This window comes from Nonomuraea insulae (genome assembly GCF_042656245.1).
The window spans coordinates 127,742-145,192 of record NZ_JBHSPA010000025.1 but is presented as its reverse complement, the minus strand read 5'-3'; the positions used below and the strand labels follow the sequence as shown (position 1 = coordinate 145,192).

Sequence of the window (17,451 nt, the reverse complement as noted above, 5' to 3'; positions counted from 1 at the left end):
GGAACAGAACAGTACGGGTTTATATGGTCAGCCGGTGGCGACCGTGCCGGGCAGGGCGTAGGCGAACAGTTCGGCGTCGGTCGCGGTGATGTCTCCCTGACGGCAGGCGGATTCGGCGGCGCGGAAGGCCGTCTTGGTGAGCCGCACCGCCGTGGGGTCGCGGCGGGCCAGGCGGCCGGCCAGGGCGGTGGTCGTCTCGTGCAGGTCTCCCACGGGCGCCACACGGTGGACGAGCCCGTACGCGCGGGCGGTCGCGGCGTCGATCACGTCGCCGGTCAGGACCAGCTCCCGCAGCCGTGAGACGCCGATCTCCATCGCCAGGCGGGGCCCCGCGCCGCCCCACAGCGCGGGGACGCCGATGGTGAGCTCGGGCAGGCGGAACGTGGCGCTCGCGCAGCTGACGCGCAGGTCGCAGTGGGCGGCCAGGCAGATGCCGGCGCCGATCACCTTGCCGTGCACCTGCGCGACGGTGATGGCCGGGCTTTCCGCCAGCGCCCGGCAGGCGCGCCGGCCCGCCTCCACGGCCGCGCGCACGGCCCGCCGGTCGGCGCCGATCATCTCCGGGATGTCCGCGCCCCGGCAGAACGACGGCCCTTGGCCGGACAGCACGATGACGCGCACCTCCTGGCCGGATTCGTCGTGCAGGCGTTCCACGGTGGCGGCCAGGTCCCGCAACATGGCGGTGGTCAGGGTGTTGTGCTCTCGCGGCCGGTTCAGCCGGATCGTGGCCAGGGGCCCCCGCCGTTCACAGGTGATCGCGGGCTCTGCCCCGGCGGTCTGTGTGGAAGGTGGCTCTGTGGCCGCGGTCATGGCGGTCCTCTCCGGCGTTGCGGTGATCGGGAACGACGAGGAGCCGCGTCATGCCGCGGAAGGTCACCCCGCCGGGGCGCTGGGGCGGGGCGGCCGGCCGGAGCGGAGGACACCGCCGGAGCAGGGCGGTGAGGAACTCGCCGCCCAGCATGCGGGCCAGGGCCGCGCCGAGGCAGTAGTGCGGGCCGGCGCCGAAGCTCAGGGCGGCGGTGGGGGAGCGCCGCAGGTCCAGCCGGTCGGCGTCGGCGACCGCGGCGGAGTCGCGTTGCGCCGATCCGATCAGCAGGTGTACGAGGGTGCCACGCGGGACGGGGATGCCCGCGATGCCGGTGTCCTGACCGGCGACCCGGTGCGTCATCTGGAGCGGCGGGTCCCAGCGCAGCAGCTCTTCCACCGCGCCGGGGACCGCCTCGGGATGCGCCCTCAGCCAGGCGGCCTGGTCGGCGTGGCCGGCCAGCGCGGGCACCATCGCCGACAGGTGGCCGGATACCGTTTCCTGGCCGCCGACGAGGATGACGGTGGCCACCGCCCTGGCCAATTCGGGCTCCGCCTGCTCGCCGCCGTCCTGGGCTCGTACCAGCTCGGTGAGCAGGTCGTCTCGGGCCTGGCGGCGGCGCCGCTCGATGGCCTCGCTCATGTACGCGCCCAGCGTCCCGGCCGCCTGGTCGGCCCGCCTGGCCTGGGCGGGGCTGGGGGACAGGTCCAGCACCTGGGTGTAGTCGAAGACCAGGCCGCGCAGCAGGTCACGGTCGGCGACGGGCAGGCCGATCAGTTCGCACAGCACGGCCATGGGCAGGGCGTCGGCGACGGTGGCGACGAAGTCGGCGTGTCCGTCCCGCTCCAGGTCGTCGTTCAGGGTGTCCAGGCAGGCGCCGACATGCCGGACGACGGCGGGGCGCAGCCGTTCCAGCGCCCGGCGGGTCAGCCGGTGGGTGGCGGCCTGGCGATGCCAGGTGTGCTCGGGGGGATCGAGCTGGAGCATGCCTCGCGTGCACTCCACCGCGGCGAGCCCGGATCGCCAGCCCTCGGTGTGCTCATCCCGCCAGACGGCGCTCGGCACCAGCCAGCTCTTGTCCTTGATCACGCTGGAGCATTCCTCGAAACCGGGGAGCAGCAGGCCGCCCCAGGGAGTCGGGATCGCCGGGCCGAGGCCGCGCAGCTCCGCGTAGATCGGGTACGGGTCCTGCCTGCCCGGCCCGTGTCGCAGCCGCCGGAGAAGCCCGATCGCCGCCCGGCAATCTGGGGCCGCCGGGAGGCCGGCCATGAGTTCAGTCACTCAGAGTAGTTTACTCTTAACGGTTTGTTATCAGCGGTGTCATTACTCTCCGCTTGAAGTATGTTGCCGAGAGTAATCATCGCTGCGGCATCCGCTGCTCACAACGAGAGGCAAGGCGACCATGAATCCCTTCTATGTGGACAAGATGCACAAGATGGTCACGTTGCTGGACGAGAACGGCGACGGCGCTCTCACGATCGACGACTTCTACGAGGCGGCGGACCGCGTGGCGGTCTCCTTCGGGCACCTCCCGGGGTCGCCGGGATACACAGCGATCAGAGACGTCTACACCCGGATGTGGGATGAGGTGTACGCGGGGCTGGACACCGACGACGACCAGGTCCTGAGCTTCGACGAGGTCATCGCGGCGCACCGCGACACCATCCTCAGCCCCGCCGACGGGTATGAGAAGTTCCGCCCGGTCGCTCAGGCGTTCCTGACCCTGGCCGACAGCGATGGGGACGGAATCGTCTCGCGGAAGGAATTCATCCAGGCCATGAACCAGGCGTTCAGGCTCCCCGAGGAGGACGCAGGGCGGGCGTTCGACTCCCTGGACTCCGACGGCGCGGGCTGCCTGACCCATGAGCAGATCCACCAGGCGGCCAAGGGCTTCTTCTGCACCGACACCAAATCCTACGGCGCGGGCCTGTTCGGTCCCATCGCACCGATCAGGATGTGAACCACGGGGACGGCGGGGGGTGGCGGGGGTGGCGGTCCGGTGCGGTTGATCGGGTCCCTGCCCCGGCGGTTGAGCGCCTCAGTTCTTGCCGGACAGTTCCCCTGACAGCGTGGCGTGCATGCGGGCGCTGGGCTGGTTGAGCCCGATGATCTGCACGGTCTTGCCGCGGGCGGCGTACTTGGCCTCGACGGCGTCCAGGGCGGCGACCGAGGAGGCGTCCCAGATGTGGGCGCCGGTCAGGTCGATGACCACGTCGCCGGGGTCGCCCGCGTAGTCGAACCGGGAGACGAGGTCGTTGCTCGAGGCGAAGAACAGCTCGCCGGTGACGGCGTAGACGACCTGGTGGCCGTCGGGGTCGAGGCAGGCGGTGACGCCGGCCAGGTGGGCGACGCGGCGGGCGAAGATGACCAGGCCGGTCAGCGAGCCGGCGACGACGCCGATGGCCAGGTTGTGGGTGGCGACCACGATGGCGACGGTCACGACCATGACGGTGGTCTCGCCCACGGGCATGCGCCTGAGGGTGGCGGGGGCGACGGAGTGCCAGTCGAAGGTGCCGAAGGAGACCAGGATCATGACGGCGACCAGGGCGGCCATCGGGATCTGGGAGACCAGCGGGCCGAAGACGATGCACAGCACCATGAGCAGCACGCCCGCGGTGAACGTGGACAGCCGGGTGCGGGCGCCGTTCTTGACGTTGATCATTGTCTGGCCGATCATGGCGCAGCCGCCCATGCCGCCGAAGAAGCCGGTGACGATGTTGGCGATGCCCTGGCCGATGGACTCGCGGGTCTTGGAGGAGCGGGTGTCGGTCAGATCGTCGACGAGCTTGGCCGTCATCAGCGACTCCATCAGGCCGACCAGCGCGAAGCCGAGCGCGTACGGGGCGAGGAGAGTCAGCGTGTCCAGCGTGAAGGGCACGTCGGGCAGGCCGGGCACGGGCAGCGAGGAGGGCAGCGCGCCCCGGTCGCCGACCGTGGGCACGGCCAGGTGGGCGCCGACGGTGAGCGCGGTGAGCGCGACGATCGAGATCAGCGGGGCCGGGATCGCCCTGGTCAGCCGGGGAAGGAACACCATCAGCGCGAGCGCGCCACCCACCAGGGGATAGACGATCCACGGCACGTCGATCAGCTCGGGCACCTGAGCCATGAAGATCAGGATGGCCAGGGCGTTGACGAAGCCCACCATGACGCTGCGCGGCACGAACCGCATCAGCTTGGCCACGCCGAGCGCGCCCAGCACGATCTGGATGAGGCCGCCGAGGATGACGGTGGCGACCAGGTAACCCAGGCCGTGCTCCCGCGCCAGTGGCGCCACCACGAGGGCGATCGCGCCGGTGGCGGCGGAGATCATCGCGGGCCGCCCGCCGACGATCGCGATCACGACCGCCATGGTGAAGGAGGCGAACAGACCGATGCTGGGATCGACCCCGGCGATGATGGAGAACGAGATCGCCTCCGGGATCAACGCGAGCGCCACGACCAGCCCGGACAGGATCTCGGTGCGGGCCACGACGGGGGTCAGCCAGGTGGGGCGGCGGAGCGTGGGCCGGTGGGAGGGCGTGGAGGCAGAGCTGGGCAAACTACATCCTTAACGGTGAGCAGGCGCTGCTGCCGCGACGGCGCGGGCAGGGGCGACAGGCGGCCGGTGAGAGCTGGGCCGCGCGCCGACGTGGACGGGGCACGTCTCAGATGGGCGAGCCCTCCTGGGCCATGGTCGACTCTATCGTAGCGGCCGAGCCGGAGATCATCCGAGCCAGGCCCAGGAGCGACGGGCGCACGCCTGGCCGGGCCTGGCCCCCACCACCTCCGGCGCGCGCCTGGCCGGGCCTGGTCTCCACCACCTTCGGCGCTACCGGCCCCTCCCGCGCCTGCTTCCCGTCATGACGCCGGGTCAGTACAACCAGCGGTAGGAGCGGACGACGTCCGCCGCGTCGCGGTCGGCCGCGCGGGCGGCGTCGGAGGCGCGAACGGCGCGGAAGGCGTCGGTCAGCTCCTCGCCCAGCGCGGAGCGGATGCGCTGGTTGGTCAGCAGCGCGCGGAGTTGCTGCTCGACGGTGGTGGGCAGGCGGTGGATGCCGTGTTCGGCCCGCCGCTCGTCGCTCCAGGTGTCCGGGTTCTCCTGAACGGGGCCGGGCGGGGTGAGGCCGTCCTCGATGCCGGACAGTCCCGCGCCCATGACGGCGGCGAGCGCGAGGTAGGGGTTGGCCGAGGCGTCGGACGGCTTGAGCTCGACGTTGGCGTGCCCGGCGCCCAGCAGGGGAGTGGTCGGCACGAGACGCAGCGCCGCCTCCCGGTTCTCCACCCCCCAGAAGCCGTACGCGCCGCACCAGTAGCCGGGCCGCAGCCGTTGCAACGAGCACACGCTGGGCGCGCTGACGGCCACGATCGCGGGTAGGTCGCGCAGCAGGCCCGCCAGGTAGGCGCCGCCTTCCGCGGTCAGGCTCGCGGGGCCGTCGCCGCCGGACAGGAGGTTCGTCCCGGCACGTGACAGCGAGGTGTGCAGGTGCCAGCCGTTGCCGACCTGGCCGAGCGTGACCAGCGGGGCGAAGCTCGCCCGCAGGCCGTGCGCGCGGGCGGCGGCGTGAACGGTCTGCCGGGCCAGGAGTTGCCGGTCGGCGGCGGTGACCGGGTCGGTGGGGGCGATGTTGAACTCGAACTGGCCGGGGCCGTACTCGCCGTGGAACTGGCCGATGGGCACGCCGTTGCGGTCGAGGTCGCGCAGCAACTGCTCGGCGAAGGCGTCCACGGCCAGCATCTTGGCGGGACCGTAAGAAGGCCCGTCGTAGATGGGGCGCACGTCGTCGCCGTCGCCGTCATCCGCCCGGCTGAGGTGGAACTCCAGCTCGTAGCCGGCCAGGAACTCCAGCCCGAGGCTCGCCGCCCTGGACACCTGCCGCTCCAGCACGCCCCGCTGGTCGTACGGCCAGGCGGACCCGTCGGCCGCCACCTGCCGGCCCGGCACCCACGCGAACCCGGGCTGCCCGGCCAGCGGGACGACCTGGTCGGAGACCGGCATCAGGCGGATGTCGCCCGAGGGGGTGCCCAGAGGGGCGTGCTCGAAGGTGATGCCGTCGTGGGAGTCGAACACCGCGAACAACGGCGTGATCCCGACCCCGCGCTCGATCGCCGCGCCGAACTGGTCGATGGGCACCGTGCGCGATCGGGGAATTCCATTGTTGTCCGCCCAGACTATCGTTACTCCGACAATTCGCGTTTCTGCCGGGGCCAGATTGTCCGGCGCGCCGGCGGCCAGTTGGTCGAGCATCGACATCCCTTCGCCCGTTCACGGTCATCGAATGCTCGACTTTATCCCTGACCTGGTCAGGGCCGGGGGTGCAACGCCCATTGCCGGCCGCAAATCATTTCAGGACATTTCTAGATGGGGCCACTAATGCGCGGAGAAGGTCGGGGAATGCCTCGTCTATTTCGTCGCGGCGCAGCGCGTTCATCCGTGACGTGCCGACGTAGTACTGGCGGATGAGGCCGGCCTCGCGCAGCACGTTGAAGTGGTGGGTGGCGGTGGACTTGCTGACCGGCAGGTCGATGGTGCCGCAGGCGAGGTCCCGGCCGGCGGCGTAGAGCTCGCTGACGATCAGGCGGCGCACCGGCTCGACCAGGGCTTCGAGCACCTGCTGCAGGCTGATCGTGTGGATGTCGGGGTGGGGCGGGACGCGCTCCCGCCCGCTTCGCCGCGTGACCGTCATCACTCCATAGTACGACACCTATCGAAGTTTGACGGCCATCGAACTTTCTGCTTGGGTGAGGCACGACTACGGAAAGGGGAGATGCGTGATGGTCAGGACGGTGCGTTTCCACGAGCACGGCGGGCCGGAGGTGCTGCGGCTGGAGGACGTGGCGATCGGGGAGCCCGGTTCCGGCGAGGTGCTGATCCGGGTGGACGCGATCGGGATCAACCGGGCCGAGGCGTTGTTTCGCGGCGGAAACTACATCGAGCCCGTCAGGCGGTTCCCCGCCCGCCTCGGCGCCGAGGCCGCCGGGGTGGTCGAGGCCGTGGGCGCGGGGGTGGGCGCGGGGGTGACGGGGATCGAGGCGGGGCGGCCGGTCAGCGTGCTGCCGGCGTTCTCGATGAACGACTACGGCGTGTACGCCGAGCGGGCGATCGTTCCCGCGGCCGCGGTGGTGGAGCGTCCCGATGCGCTCGGGGCCGTCGAGGGGGCGGCGGTGTGGATGCCGTACCTGACGGCTTACGGGGCGCTGCTGGAGGTCGGGGGGATGCGTGCGGGGGACACGGTCGTCGTGACCGCCGCCTCCAGCAGCGTGGGCCTGGCCGCGATCCGGGTCGCCAGGCACATCGGGGCGGTGCCGCTCGCCACCACCCGCACCACCGCGAAGAAGGAGGCGTTGATCGAGGCAGGGGCGGCCGAGGTGATCGTCACCGCCGAGGAGGACGTCGCCGGGCGCCTGCTCGACCTGACCGGGGGACGCGGCGCCGAGTTCGTCTTCGACGCCGTCGCCGGGCCCGGTGTGGTGGAGCTGGCCAAGGCGGTCGCGCCCGGTGGCACGCTCTTCCTGTACGGGGCGCTGAGCGGCGAGGTCACCCCCTATCCGGGGTTCGACCTGGGCATGCCCGCGTTGAACCTGCGCACGTACACCGTCACCCACGAGACCACCGCCGATCCGGAACGGCTGCGCAGAGCCGTCGCGTTCGTCACCGCCGGCCTGCGTACCGGGGCCTTCGCGCCCGTCGTGGACCGCGTCTTCGGCCTGGAGGAGATCGTCGAGGCGCACCGCTACATGGAGGCGGGCGCCCAGATAGGCAAGATCGTCGTCGCCGTCGGGGGTCATCGCTGATCGATCGGCTTGCCGTGTTTGTCAAACAGGTGTAACCAGAGATGTACTGCCTTCCGGAAAGCTGATCTTTCGATCACGCACGAGGGGGGACAGGTGGACTTCGCGATTCTGGGCACCATCCGCCTCAACGGTCCCGGCGGCCGGGTCCGGCTCAGCCGCAAGCAGCGGGCCGTGATCGGGGTCCTGCTGCTCCACCCGAACGCGACCGTCTCCACGGAGCGCCTGATCAGCGCACTCTGGGACGACCCGCCCCGCTCGGCCCTGGCCAACGTCCAGACCTACGTCCATCAGCTCCGCCGCTCTCTGGAGGGCAGCGGCCTGCGGCTGGGGACCGAAGGGTCGGGCTACCTCTGCGAGGTCCCGCCGGGACAACTGGACCTGCTGGTGTTCGAGGAGGGCTCACGCCGGGCGCGCAGGGAGCGGGCGGGCGGCGACCTGGTGGCGGCCGAGCGGGAGTACGCGGCGGCGGTCGCGTTGTGGCGCGGCGCCCCGGCCGAGGACGTGCCGCTCAGCGGAGCCGTGACGCCGCGGATCACCGAGCTGGAGGAGCACCTGGCGGTGGCCAGGTCGGAGTGGATCGACGTACGGCTCGCGCTCGGCCACGACGACCTCGTCGCCGAACTGCGTACCCTCGTCGCCGCCCACCCGCTGCGCGAGCGGTTACGCGAGCAGCTCGTGGTCGCCCTGCACCGGAGCGGGCGGCGGGACGAGGCCCTCGACGCCTTTCGCGAGGCGCGCGAGCTGCTCGTGGCCGAGCTGGGCATCGAGCCGGGCCCGGAACTGCGCCGCCTCCACGCCGCACTGCTCTCCGGCGACGCCGACCGGCGCTCCGCACTGGGTCCCGGCGTGGATGATCGGCACGCCGCGGTGCTCGCCGGGGACGCTGATCGGCTCGGCGTGCGGCTGTCCGGGGACGCTGGTCCGCTCGGCGTGCGGCTGTCCGGCGATGCTGATCGGGACGGCGCGTCACCACCTGGTGATGACGGCCGGCACGGCGTGCCGCCTTCCACGGACGTTGAATCAGACCCGCGGCCGATGGCGTTCCGGGGGTTGTGTCAGCTGCCCGCCGACACCGCGGACTTCGTCGGGCGTGAGGGGGAGATCGCCGAGCTGCTGGAGCTGCTGCGGGCGGGCGCGAACCGGCTCAGCCCGCCCATCGTGGTCGTGTCCGGGCTGCCCGGCGTCGGCAAGACCACGCTCGCCGTACGGCTGGCGCACCTGTTGCGCGCCGACTACCCCGACGGGCAGCTCTTCGTCCGGCTCGGACGGGATGCGCGCGGCCCCAGGGAGCCCGGCGAGCTGCTGGATGTGCTGCTGCGCTCGCTCGGCCTCGACGGCGCGCTCATCCCCGCCCCGACCGAGGAACGTGCGAGGCTGCTGCGTCAGCGGCTGGCCGACCGGGCGGTGCTCGTCGTGCTGGACGACGCGGTCGAGGAGGACCAGCTCCGCCACCTGCTGCCCGGCACCGCACGCGGCGCCGTCCTGGTGACCTCCCGCTCCCGGCTGCCCGCCCTGGAAGGCGCCGTCGGGCTCACGCTCGACCTCCCGGACGAGAAGGACGCCAGGTTGCTGCTGGAACGCGTCGCGGGTCCCGACCGCATCGGTTCTGCGCCCGGCGCGGCCGAGCAGATCCTGCGTTCCTGCGGACGGCTGCCGCTGGCCATCAGGGTCGCGGGCGCCCGCCTGGCCACCCGGCCGGTCTGGCCGGTCAGCGAGTTCGCCACCCGGCTGGCAGGACGGGGCCTGGACGAGCTGGTCGTCGGCGGGCTGGACGTGCGCGCGACCTTCGAGCCGAGCTACGCGGCGCTGCCGGACCCGGCCCGGCGAGCGTTCCGCCTGCTGGGCCTGGCCGGACTGGACAGCGTGGCGGAGTGGTCGGTCGCGGCCCTCCTCAGACCACCCGCCCCGGAGAGAGAGGCGGCGCTGGAGGCGGATGCGGCGTTGGAGACGCTGGTCGCGCGAGGCATGCTCACCTCGACCGAGGTGGACGGGGCCGGGCAGCCCCGCTACCGGCTGCACGACCTGCTGCGGGTGTACGCGCGGGAGCGGGCGGAGGCGGAGGAATCCTCCGAGGGGCGTCGTGAGGCGCTCACCCGGCACGTACGGGAATGTCTGCTGCGTACCCGGGCCGCCACGCGTCGCCTGCCGATTCCGCTCGCCCCGCCGTACGAGCGTGCGCCGGAGGACGGGCCGGCGCCCGACGTACGGACGAGCGCGGCGTGGCTGACGGCCGAGCGGCGTACGTTGATGCTCGCCCTCAGCACCGCCGCCGACCTGGGCCTGGACGACACGGCCGCTGAGCTGGCCCACCACCTCACCGGCTACCTGATCATGGATCGGTTCCTGGCCGACGCCGAGCGGGTCCAGCGGATCGTGATCGGGCTGGGCGGTGGGCGCGCCGCGTTGCGGGCTCGGCTGCTGCTGGCCACGGTGGAGATCGAATGGGGCCGGTTCCCGCGGGCCGACACCATGTGCGGCGACCTTCTGACGGAGTTCGGCCGCGCCGGCGACACGCATGGAGCGGCGTACGCGCTGGTCGTCAGGGCCGCCGCGCGGCACGGGATGGGCCGGTTGGACGAGGCGCTGGCCGACGCCTACACCTGCCTCGACCTGCTGGTCGCTCGCGGCGACGCCGCCGGGCTGGCGTACGCGTGGACCTGGCCTGTCTGGATCCACGTCGAGCGCGGTGAGCACGGGCGGGCCGTGGAGATCGCCAGGGCGCGGCTGGAGGTGACCGAGAAGGACGACTACGCCATTCGCGGCAACCTGCTGCGCGGCCTCGGCACCGCCCTCTACCAGCGGGGCGAGACGGCCGAGGCCGTCGTCCGCTACCGGGAGAGCCTGCTGACGGCCAAGGCGCTCGGCGATCGCGTCGAGATGAGCAAGGTGCTGCGCCGGCTGGGTGAGGCGCTGGGTGCGCTGGGCCGGTTCGACGAGGCGGCCGAGACCCTGGCGGCGAGCCTTCGGCTGTTCGTGGAGTGCGGCGACACCCTGGGCGAGGCGCTGGCCGGGCACACCCTCGGCGTCGTACGCCTGCGCCAGGGCGAGCCCGGCCGGGCGCTGGAGCACCTGCGGGCCGCGCTGGAACGGCTCGGCGGCGATGGGCCTTCGGTGTGGCGCGCCCGCACACTCAGGGAACTGGGCCGGGCCCACGCCCTGCTCGGGCGGCACGAGGAGTCGGCGGCGGCGTGGCGCGGCTCCCTCGCCCTGTTCGGCGACGCGGCCGAGGGACGGCAGGTGGCCGAATACCTGGCAGGCTGATCGAATCCCTTCCCCGAGGGGGATCGGCTATTCGCCGAGCCGCCACACGACCGGCACGCCCTCCGCTCCCGCCAGCCTGGCCTCCTTGCGCGCCAGCCCCGGTGTGGCGCCCTCGGCGACCAGCCTGCCCTCGGGCGACAGGGCGGCCCACACCCCGGCGGGCGCGTCGGTGACCTCCAGCGCCCGGTTCACCTCGGGCCGGGCCGGGGCCGGAGTACCGAGGGCCTGCCGGCGCCGCCAGTACACCCACTGGAGGAAGATCAGCGGTCCGAGCACCGTCAGCAGCGGCAGAGGCCGGCCACTGGACAGGACGAGGACGATGGACAGAGCCAGCAGGACGGCCTCCAGACCGGCGGCACACCACGCCGCCGCCTTCCCGTACGCCCGCAGCGCCACCACTGGCCAGATCGACAACATCAGGCAGTCGCCGAGCCCGATGAGGGCGGGATCGTCGCCGAAGGAGGTGGCCAGCACGGGCGAGAACGGCAGTCCCCGCATGCGCTGGACGAAGTCGACGGTGAGCGAGGTCAGCCCGGTGGCCAGCGTGTCGTAGAGGGTGAGGGCGGCGGCCAGGGCGGCCACCTGCGCGGGCGTGATCGCGGCCTGTGTCCACAGGTTCACCACGCCGACGACGAGCAGGATCAGCAGGGCGTCGTTGATGACGAGGAGCGCGGCCGGCCATCCCAGCGCGTAGGCGGTGACGTCGGCGGCGCACAGGAGCAGGGCGGCGAGCATGGCCCACCGGCCGCCCAGCACGGGGGCGAGGGTGAGCTGGGTCAACGTCAGGATCACCAGCCCGAAGATCGATACGACGACGGCGGCGGGCACGTGCAGGTACGCGAACGGCATCACGACCAGCGCCCCCACCATGACCGCGACGTCCGCGCCCACCATCCGGCCGACCGGCGGCCTGGGCATGACGTAGCGGCCCAGGTACGCGGCGGTGAGCGCCACGGTCAGGGCGACGAGGGCGTACAGGGCGAGCACGTACGGGATCATCACAGTCCTCGCTCGAAGCTGATCTCCAGCAGGTCAGCGCGGAGCCGGCAGGGCGCGGGCAGGTCCTCGGCGGTCTCGACCAGGACGATGCCGGTCAGAGGCAGCCCGTGCGCGCGCTCCTCCAGCCGGCCGAGCAGGCCCTGTTCGCCCTTGCCCGCGACGACGTACAGGATCGTGCCCTCCAGGGCGTACCGGGTGGGCAGCGGCAGCGCGTGCTCGGCCTGCAGCAGGTCCAGTACGTCACGTGTGGTGAGTCCGCCGGGCGACCTGCGGCCGAGCACTCGCGAGGTGGCGGGCAGGGCGGCCAGCGCGCACGTCGGGGTCTCCTCTTCGGGCAGGACCTTGACGAGGTCGCCGGTGACGTACCTGAGCAGGAGCGTGGTGTCGCGGAAGGCGGAGTACGGGGTCACGACGATCGTGCCGACCTCACCGGGAGCGGCGGGGGCCAGGGTATCGGGGTCGAGTATTTCGACCAGGCCCTGGTCGGCGGGCAGGTGCAGGTGGCCGTCGGGGCAGACGCGGCCGGAGACCGGGGCGATCTCGGTCATGCCGTACCCGTCGCGGACCTCGGCCCCGAACGCGCGCTCCGCCCGCTCGCGCAGCGCGTCGGTGAGCACCTCGCCGCCGGACCAGATGGTGGTCAGCGCGAAGTCGCCGGCCCGCCAGCCGCCCCGCTCGGCCTCCTGCACGAGGGCCGCGAGGTAGGAGGCCGCCAGGTTGAGATGAGAGATCTGCGCGCGTTTGCCGGGCACATGGAGCGGAGTGGCCAGCCGGTCGAGCGTGGCGGCCGGATCGATGGTGCCCAGATGCGCGAACGCCGCCCCGGTACGGGTGACGGCCCGCTCGGTGAGGATCTGCGCGACGGAGCGCGAACTGCTCGCGTTGGCCCACACGTCGTCAGAGCGCACGTTCCCGGCCATCATGAGCGCGAGCGCCGACAAGGACGCCATCAGCTCGATCTCGTACGCGGAGAACCACACGAGCGTCGGCGTCCCCGTCGTGCCCGTCGTGTGCGCGAGCACGGACGGCTTGGCCCGGTCGGAGACGAACGCCGCCGGCCTACCGCGCAGGTCGGCCTTGGAGGTGGGGGCGATCGAGGACAGGGTCCGCGGGGTGATCGAAGCCGGGTCCACCCCGTGCTCCGCGAACCACCGACGGTAGTAGGGGCTCTCCGCCGCCGCGTGGGCCACCGTGCGCCGCAGCCGCCGCCGGGTGAGGTCCTCCTGGAGTTCGGGGTCGTTGCCCGCGATCAGATCGTCGGCGCCCTCGCCGGGCGAGCCGAACGTCTCCAGGGTCTCGCGCATGTCGTCGACCAGCGTGTTCACCTCTCGCAACCGGAACCTGCGCCCTGACATCATCGACCAGGCGTAGCCAAGCTGGCGTACCGCGGTGCCGAACACGCCGCATCCCTCCCGTCATGGGTGTCCCCCGGGAGAGGGCTCCCGGGGGCGCACTCGACCTTCGTCAGACCTGCAGCACGAAGATGGCGCTGGACAGGGTGCTGATGGCGTACTTGGCGTAACGACGGGCGGTCTTGACCATGGCGAACTCCAGGTTCCTCAGGGGGCGCACCGGCGGCGCCCTCTGTGATCAAGGATGAGAGCCGCCGCCAGAGACTCCCTACAGAGTCACTACAAGGCAAGCGCCGTCACATCAGCAGGAGCAGCAGGCTGACGTGATGGGTGAGGGTGGGGGAGATGGCGCCGCCGGTGGCCATCCACGCGCCGCCGAGCAGCACCGGCCCGGTGAAACGGCTGTCCGGCGGCCGCTGCTCCAGCAGCGCCCGCACCCGGCGGGTGACGTGTGAGTCGGCCAGCGCGAGCCGGTGCGATTCGCTCGCCGCGGACTGCGCCAGCGCCACTCGCGCGATCGTGCGCCCGGTCAGCACCCGGTCCCCGACCGCGCCGGCGGCGTCCTCGTCGGCCCAGCGTTCCAGCGCGTAACGCAGCGCCCGGTAGGGGTGCCCGAGGCCGGGCAGGACACAGGCGCAGACCGAGCCGGCCATCAGGTAGAGATGGTGCCTGCGCCTGATGTGGGCGGCCTCGTGGCGCAGCACGACTTCGAGCTCGCGCCCGGACAGCAGGTCGACCAGGCCACGGGAGAGGATCACCCCGCCCTCCCTGCCGGGCACGGCCACGGCGAAGGGGCGGTCGTCGGGGACGACACCCGTACCGAGGGCTCTGGCCTGGCGGAACTCGGCCCGCCAGGCCAGCGCCGCACGGCCCGCGGCCACCATGACGAGGATCAGGGCCGCCGCAGCGGCGACCCCCACGGGAAGCGGGACCCCGCCCCGATCGGCCAGGGCGCTCGACCGCGTGCCGATCGCCAGCACGACGAGGAAGGCCAGCGAGCCGACCACGGCCAGCGCGCACGCGGCGGTGAGCAGCAGCAGGATCCTGGCCGTCCACGCGGGATGCATGCGGGGCTGCCGCCAGGCCAGCGTCACGGCGGCCAGCGCGAGCAGCACCGTGGGCACGTAGACCCACAGGTTCACGACCGGCTCCCGGGCTCGTCGAGCAGTGCGCGCAGGGCCTCCTCCTCCCTCGGGTTCAGGCCGTGGACGAACTGGCTGAGCACCGCGGACGGGTTGTGCGCCAGGCGCAGGTGGCCGAACATGCGCTCGGCCGCGAGCCCGGACTCGTCGGCGGTCAGCCGGTAGACGAAGGCGCGTCCGCGTTTCTCGCGGCCCACCATGTTCTTGTCCAGCAGCCGGAACAGGATCGTGTTCACCGTCGTGTACGCCGGCTCGCCCGCCAGCCGGTCACAGATGTCACCAGGCGAGAGGAACCCCTCGGCCCCGGCCAGCACGGCGAGCACCTCCGCCTCCAGCTGGCCCAGCTTGCGGCGTGACATCCAAGGCTCCCGATCCAGGTACGTGCGAGGCCCCCAACCGTACCGAGCCCCGATTTGCCGCGCCAAATCTACGACACATGTAATAGAACGGATGAAGGTGGCCACCGTATCGCGCGCAACTATTACACGTGTAGTAGCTTGTGGTTCCATGAGTCCCTTCCCACCGCGCCGGCCCCGCTCCACCGCCTGCCGCCGCCGGGAGACGACTCCGAGGAGTGACCCCGAGGAGTGATATGGCCAAGGCGGGCGACGCCCTCCACCGCATGTTCTTCGGCTTGTTGTCCCACCTGCCCGCCACGGGCGCGCAGGCGTCGCTGAGCCGCTATTTCGACTGGTGGCACCGCAGGCCGGACCCATGGCGCTACACGAGCGACACCTATGAGCGGGGCAGGCACGCCGAACTCCTGGCGTCCCTGCCCCGCCGCGCGTATGGGCGCATCCTCGACGTCGGCTGCAGCGAGGGCGTCTTCACCGACCTCGTCGCCCTGACCCACCCGGACGCGGAGACGATCGGCGTGGACGTCTCCCGCCACGCCGTCCGCAACGCCGAAGGGCGGGCCGCCTCACCCGCCCGCTTCGAATGCCTGGACATCCGGCACGAGCGGCCGGAGGGGGCGTTCGACCTGGTGGTCTGCTCGGAGATGCTCTACTACGTGGGCAACGCCCGCGTGTTGCGGCACGTCTCGCACCGGCTGGGCGCCCTGCTGAGCCCCGGTGGCGTGCTGGTGGTCTCCCATCCGTGGCCCGAGGCCAGACGGCTGCATCGCCACTTCTCCCTGGCCGCGCCGCTGCGCCCGATCGAGGAGCGCGTCGTGCCGCACGCCGAGCGCGCCTACGCGATCTCGCTCTACGAGCGCCACGTCAATCGAGCTGAGGTCTGACCAGCAGGAACGAGATGGCCCCCATCAGCACGTACGCGAGGATCAGCAGCACCAGCCCCGAGATCATCAGGACACGCCGCGCGAGCGTGGGTCTCCTGGGCGGGTCGTCGTCGGGCGCCATACGCGCACGCTAACACCGCTCCACGTCCGTGGCCCGGTGCCTACGCCGGTTCTGGCACGACAGCCTCACGGGCCGGGCGCGCGGTCAGCGTGCGCCCGAGGCGTTGCGCGGGCCTTTCGACCAGCCGGTACGTGACATGGCTGACCGCCAGCAGCCCCGCGGAGACGAGGACCACGAGCAGGCCCTGGACCGGCAGGGGAGCGGTGCTCAGGTCGCCCGCCACCGCGGTGAGCAGCCTCAGCATGGGGATGTGCGTCAGGTAGAGCGAGTAGCTGATCAGCCCCATCCACAGCAGCGGGCGCGGCACCCGCCACCGCCTCCGCATCGCCATCACCCCGGCGAAGAGCGCCCCCGCCATCGCGAGCGTGATGATCCACACGTCCGGCTGCACCCACCACCAGCCCGCCTGCGACGCCCACGCCGGGATCGCGGCCACCAGCACGGCGGCGGGCAGGACCGGCCAGAGCCGGCCCGTTCCCCGTTCCCATCGGTTGATCGTGGTCCCGATGAACATCACGGCCAGGATGGCCGCGCCGAACCACGGCACCGGGCTGGTGAGGAACAACAGCGCGACGGCCCCGATCCCCAGCCCGCACGCCGCGGCCACGGCGCCGCGCCGTGCGACCACGCAGGTCAGGCCGATGGCGAAGGCCGCGCTCGACACCCACACGGGCCAGTTGCCCGTCAGCGACGGACCGGTGAGCAGCGACCCGGCCACCGCCGCGCCCGCGGCGAACAGCACGGCCGCCGCTCCGGCGTGGCGGTGCAGGCCACCGGCGTACATGGCGGCGGCCACGAGGTAGAAGACCATCTCGTACGACAGCGTCCACATGGGATCGACCATCACGGCTACGCCCATCGCGTCCGTCAGCATCGTGGCGTGCGCGGCGACGGCCGACGGGTCGCGCGGCACGGCGTCACGTACCGGGATCCACGAGGACAGCGCGAGGGTCAGGGCGATCACCGCGAGGTAGAGCGGGTACAGGCGGAAGGCGCGGCTGATCCAGAACGCCCGCAGGTCGCCCCGCCGTTCCAGTGAGATGGGGATGATGTATCCGCTGACGAGGAAGAACACCATCACCCCGAAGACGCCAAGATTGCACCAGTAAGGGCGGAGCGCGGGCATGACGGCCTGCAGCAGGTGTTCGGCGAGTACGGCGACCGCGGCGATGGCTCTGAGGGCGTCCAGCCAGGCCATGCGCGTGTGTGAGGAATCGGATAAATCAGTCGGCACCCGATTAACCTAACGCCGGTCGAGGCGTCCAGTTTCCCGAATTCTGAGCCGCCGATGACGCAACGCCGATCGCCCTCGGGTATTTGCCACGGTGAGGACCGGAATGGCGGCAGGAGACGAGCAGATGACCACGTGGACGAACGACGAACTCAGCAAGATCGACGCGGCCGACGAACTCCGGATCGCCCCGCTGCGCGGCGACGGCACGCCGCGCCGGCCGGTGCCCATCTGGGTCGTCCGTCACGGTGACGACCTGTTCGTCCGCTCCTACAAGGGGCACGACGGCCGCTGGTTCCGCGCCACCCAGGCCAGCCACCAGGGGCACATCAGCGCCGGTGGCGTGGACCAGGACGTCACCCTCACCGAGGAGAGCGACCCGGGCGTCAACGAGGCGATCGACGCGGCCTACCGGGCCAAGTACAGCGGCTACGGCGGCGCGTACGTCGACCCCATGGTCGCCTCGGAGGCCAGGGGCACGACGCTCAAACTCACCCCCGAACGGGGGTAGCGCTGCGCGCGGTCTCGC

General features: G+C 72.0%; 16 protein-coding genes. 5 read left to right on the top strand and 11 right to left on the bottom strand.

What is annotated here, in order from left to right:
- Positions 1–27: 27 nt before the first annotated feature.
- Together ACFPZ3_RS21685 and ACFPZ3_RS21680 are read right to left on the bottom strand one after the other, a co-directional pair.
- The gene (locus ACFPZ3_RS21685) at positions 28–810 is read right to left on the bottom strand and encodes an enoyl-CoA hydratase/isomerase family protein (protein ID WP_379516001.1); all 783 of its coding nucleotides are present in this window, start codon (positions 808–810) and stop codon (positions 28–30) included.
- Positions 746–2,086, bottom strand: a complete 1,341-nt coding sequence (locus ACFPZ3_RS21680) for a cytochrome P450 (RefSeq protein WP_379516000.1) — start codon at positions 2,084–2,086, stop codon at positions 746–748. Before ACFPZ3_RS21680 ends, ACFPZ3_RS21685 begins: the two co-directional genes overlap by 65 nt.
- Positions 2,087–2,207: 121 nt before the next feature.
- Between ACFPZ3_RS21680 and ACFPZ3_RS21675 the strand changes: the two genes are divergently transcribed.
- Positions 2,208–2,765 (top strand): EF-hand domain-containing protein, encoded by a 558-nt coding sequence (locus ACFPZ3_RS21675; RefSeq protein ID WP_379515999.1) that lies wholly within the window; start codon positions 2,208–2,210, stop codon positions 2,763–2,765.
- 78 nt (positions 2,766–2,843) lie between these two features.
- Here ACFPZ3_RS21675 and ACFPZ3_RS21670 read toward each other — a convergent pair whose 3' ends face one another.
- The 3 genes from ACFPZ3_RS21670 to ACFPZ3_RS21660 all read right to left on the bottom strand — a co-directional run bounded on the left by ACFPZ3_RS21670 (position 2,844) and on the right by ACFPZ3_RS21660 (position 6,468).
- A complete protein-coding gene (locus tag ACFPZ3_RS21670) occupies positions 2,844–4,343 on the bottom strand; it encodes a SulP family inorganic anion transporter (RefSeq protein ID WP_379515998.1) in 1,500 nt (499 codons plus the stop codon).
- A 312-nt stretch (positions 4,344–4,655) separates the two neighbouring features.
- A complete protein-coding gene (locus ACFPZ3_RS21665; RefSeq protein WP_379515997.1) occupies positions 4,656–6,029 on the bottom strand; it encodes a glutamine synthetase family protein in 1,374 nt (457 codons plus the stop codon).
- A 94-nt stretch (positions 6,030–6,123) separates the two neighbouring features.
- Complete coding sequence (locus tag ACFPZ3_RS21660; RefSeq protein WP_379515996.1) at positions 6,124–6,468, bottom strand: ArsR/SmtB family transcription factor; 345 nt, start codon at positions 6,466–6,468, stop codon at positions 6,124–6,126.
- Between the two features lie 88 nt (positions 6,469–6,556).
- On the opposite strand from ACFPZ3_RS21660, the gene ACFPZ3_RS21655 reads away from it, so the two are divergent.
- Both ACFPZ3_RS21655 and ACFPZ3_RS21650 read left to right on the top strand, forming a co-directional pair.
- Positions 6,557–7,576, top strand: coding sequence for a zinc-dependent alcohol dehydrogenase family protein (locus ACFPZ3_RS21655; protein WP_379516059.1), 1,020 nt, complete (start codon positions 6,557–6,559; stop codon positions 7,574–7,576).
- A gap of 93 nt (positions 7,577–7,669) precedes the next feature.
- On the top strand, positions 7,670–10,837 hold the full coding sequence (locus tag ACFPZ3_RS21650; RefSeq protein WP_379515995.1) for an AfsR/SARP family transcriptional regulator: 3,168 nt from the start codon (positions 7,670–7,672) through the stop codon (positions 10,835–10,837).
- A 27-nt stretch (positions 10,838–10,864) separates the two neighbouring features.
- Here the strand turns inward: ACFPZ3_RS21650 and ACFPZ3_RS21645 are convergent, their stop codons facing one another.
- From ACFPZ3_RS21645 to ACFPZ3_RS21630, 4 genes are all read right to left on the bottom strand, one after another.
- On the bottom strand, positions 10,865–11,836 hold the full coding sequence (locus tag ACFPZ3_RS21645; RefSeq protein WP_379515994.1) for a hypothetical protein: 972 nt from the start codon (positions 11,834–11,836) through the stop codon (positions 10,865–10,867).
- Entirely contained in the window at positions 11,836–13,236 is a 1,401-nt protein-coding gene (locus tag ACFPZ3_RS21640; RefSeq protein ID WP_379515993.1) for a phenylacetate--CoA ligase family protein, read from the bottom strand. Before ACFPZ3_RS21640 ends, ACFPZ3_RS21645 begins: the two co-directional genes overlap by 1 nt.
- 248 nt (positions 13,237–13,484) lie before the next feature.
- The gene (locus ACFPZ3_RS21635) at positions 13,485–14,330 is read right to left on the bottom strand and encodes a M56 family metallopeptidase (protein ID WP_379515992.1); all 846 of its coding nucleotides are present in this window, start codon (positions 14,328–14,330) and stop codon (positions 13,485–13,487) included.
- Positions 14,327–14,689 (bottom strand): BlaI/MecI/CopY family transcriptional regulator, encoded by a 363-nt coding sequence (locus ACFPZ3_RS21630; protein ID WP_379515991.1) that lies wholly within the window; start codon positions 14,687–14,689, stop codon positions 14,327–14,329. Before ACFPZ3_RS21630 ends, ACFPZ3_RS21635 begins: the two co-directional genes overlap by 4 nt.
- A gap of 233 nt (positions 14,690–14,922) precedes the next feature.
- Here ACFPZ3_RS21630 and ACFPZ3_RS21625 point away from each other — a divergent pair, with 233 nt between their 5' ends.
- A complete protein-coding gene (locus ACFPZ3_RS21625) occupies positions 14,923–15,570 on the top strand; it encodes a class I SAM-dependent methyltransferase (RefSeq protein WP_379515990.1) in 648 nt (215 codons plus the stop codon).
- On the opposite strand, the gene ACFPZ3_RS21620 is transcribed toward ACFPZ3_RS21625, so the two are convergent.
- Together ACFPZ3_RS21620 and ACFPZ3_RS21615 are read right to left on the bottom strand one after the other, a co-directional pair.
- Entirely contained in the window at positions 15,551–15,691 is a 141-nt protein-coding gene (locus tag ACFPZ3_RS21620; RefSeq protein WP_379515989.1) for a hypothetical protein, read from the bottom strand. The two genes, ACFPZ3_RS21625 and ACFPZ3_RS21620, sit on opposite strands and share 20 nt — an antisense overlap.
- 40 nt (positions 15,692–15,731) lie before the next feature.
- The gene (locus ACFPZ3_RS21615; protein WP_379515988.1) at positions 15,732–16,925 is read right to left on the bottom strand and encodes an acyltransferase family protein; all 1,194 of its coding nucleotides are present in this window, start codon (positions 16,923–16,925) and stop codon (positions 15,732–15,734) included.
- Between the two features lie 124 nt (positions 16,926–17,049).
- Here ACFPZ3_RS21615 and ACFPZ3_RS21610 point away from each other — a divergent pair, with 124 nt between their 5' ends.
- Positions 17,050–17,433, top strand: a complete 384-nt coding sequence (locus ACFPZ3_RS21610) for a DUF2255 family protein (RefSeq protein WP_379515987.1) — start codon at positions 17,050–17,052, stop codon at positions 17,431–17,433.
- The last annotated feature ends 18 nt before the right edge of the window (positions 17,434–17,451 follow it).